The following is a 1,758-nucleotide window of genomic DNA, read 5'->3' as shown; positions in this document are numbered from 1 at the left end:
CACACGTTTGCCCTTGAGATCCAGGTGGGGGGCAACGCGAGACCACTTCCAGTCGGAACGCCATTCGGTGTCGACGTGCACGCCGAACAGGTCGAACGGGCCTTTGCGCCAAGGTGACAGGCCCATCAAGGCCTGGCGCATCTGTGCACGGGTGGCCGCGTCGCAGTCGCAGTCCAGGCGCAGGCCGTTGACCAGGTCGACTTCACTCGGTTGCACGGCGGGCAAGGCTTCCAGCGCACCGCGCCAGCGGTCCAGGTCACCGTGGCCCTTTTCCAGCTTGGCTTGCAGTTGCGCTTGCAGGCCTTGCGACCAGGAAGCCAGGGGGGTACCCGCCAGGCGGCGGACCAGGGGAGACAGATCGATCATGGCAGGGCTATCAACGAGGCGAAGTTAAGGCATTGGAACCACGGCACCACTTTTGAGAAGCCGGCGGCAAGCAGGCGCTCCTGGTGGGTTTCGAGGGTATCGGGGCGCATCACATTTTCAATGGCGCTGCGTTTCTGGGCGATTTCGAGTTCGCTGTAACCGTTGGCCCGCTTGAAGTCCAGGTGCAGCTCATTGAGCAGGTCCTGGGCTTGTTCATCGGCGAAGCGCAGTTTTTCCGACAGGATCAACGCACCGCCGGGCAGCAGTGCCTGGCGGATGCGGGCAAGCAGTGCCAGGCGTTGGTCGGGGGCGATGAATTGCAGGGTGAAGTTCATCGCCACCACCGAGGCGGGCTCGAAAGGGAGAGCGAGGATATCGGCTTCGAGCACCTGTACCGGCAACAGCTCCTGGAACATTGAGTCCTGGGCGGTGAGGTACTGGCGGCAGCGCTCGACCATGGCGGCGGAGTTGTCGACCGCGATCACCCGGCAGCCATCGCTGCGCACATGCCGGCGCAGCGACTGGGTGACCGCACCCAGCGATGCGCCCAGGTCGTAGAGGGCGGTATGCGGCTGGGCAAAGCGTGCGGCCAGCACACCGAGGTTTTCCACGATGGTTGGATACCCCGGCACCGAGCGCTTGATCATGTCTGGGAACACGCGCACCACGTCCTCGTTGAAGACGAAGTCGGGCACTTGCTCCAGGGGTTGGGCAAAAAGGCGGTCGGGTTGTTTGCTCACGGCGGATCCAGGCTGCGGGTGGTAGGCAAGGGCGGCATTCTAGCCAAACCGCGGCCTGGATGCATGATTGGCTGACCGGCGCTGCAGCTCAGTTGACCCGAAGGGCGCAATCGAAGGTTTGCACGGGCGCGACGTCGGTGGCCCAAGGCTGCTGGTAGACCAGCACCAGCTTGCCTTCACCCCGGGCGTGGGCCTGGTAGCGCCAGGTGGACAAGCCCGAGCTGCCGACCATGCCTGTGTCGTCTGGCGCGCTGTAGACCTCGGGGCCAAGGCTGTGCAGTACACCGGCTGCCGGGTCCTGCACACGCCAACGGTAGCCGGTAGAGGGGTTGCTGGGCAGGCTCAGCGTGAGGTTCTGGCCAACCTGCAGGCGGATGGGGCACTCGCTTTCGGCGTCCAGTTCGACGGGTTGAGTGGGTTGCTGGGCGCAGGCGCCCAGCAGGGCGAAGCTCAGGGGAACGAGCAGACGAGGGGCGGTCATGTTGGCTCCGGAGGCTGGCGATGGCCTGAGGATAACCGATGATCAAGGAAATTTGTGGGGCTTGTGCCTGATGCCGGTCAGTCAAGCGGTTGGGGCCGCTGTGCGGCCCATCGCAGGCAAGCCGGGCTCCCACAGGGATCGCGTCAGGGCTGACAGGTGTTTGCCACAAGG

The 1,758-nt window shown here is 64.7% G+C and carries 3 protein-coding genes; all 3 read right to left on the bottom strand.

Annotated elements, in window-relative coordinates:
* A partial coding sequence (locus G1E_RS29310; RefSeq protein WP_009684754.1) for a DUF1698 domain-containing protein occupies positions 1-366 on the bottom strand: 366 nt, incomplete at its 3' end.
* Positions 363-1,106, bottom strand: coding sequence for a carboxy-S-adenosyl-L-methionine synthase CmoA (cmoA, locus tag G1E_RS07800; RefSeq protein ID WP_009684753.1), 744 nt, complete (start codon positions 1,104-1,106; stop codon positions 363-365). The genes G1E_RS29310 and cmoA, both read right to left, overlap by 4 nt.
* 88 nt (positions 1,107-1,194) lie before the next feature.
* On the bottom strand, positions 1,195-1,587 hold the full coding sequence (locus G1E_RS07795; RefSeq protein WP_009684752.1) for a protease inhibitor I42 family protein: 393 nt from the start codon (positions 1,585-1,587) through the stop codon (positions 1,195-1,197).
* Between the last annotated feature and the right edge of the window lie 171 nt (positions 1,588-1,758).

Origin of the sequence: Pseudomonas sp. TJI-51 (genome assembly GCF_000190455.2) — a bacterium.
In the GTDB taxonomy this organism is placed as follows: Bacteria; Pseudomonadota; Gammaproteobacteria; order Pseudomonadales; family Pseudomonadaceae; genus Aquipseudomonas; species Aquipseudomonas juntendi.
This window is presented reverse-complemented; position numbering and strand designations above follow the sequence as displayed.

Excerpts from the sequence above, each read along its gene's own strand:
- G1E_RS07795 (WP_009684752.1), bottom strand. The coding sequence starts at position 1,587 with ATGACCGCCCCTCGTCTGCTCGTTCCCCTGAGCTTCGCCCTGCTGGGC.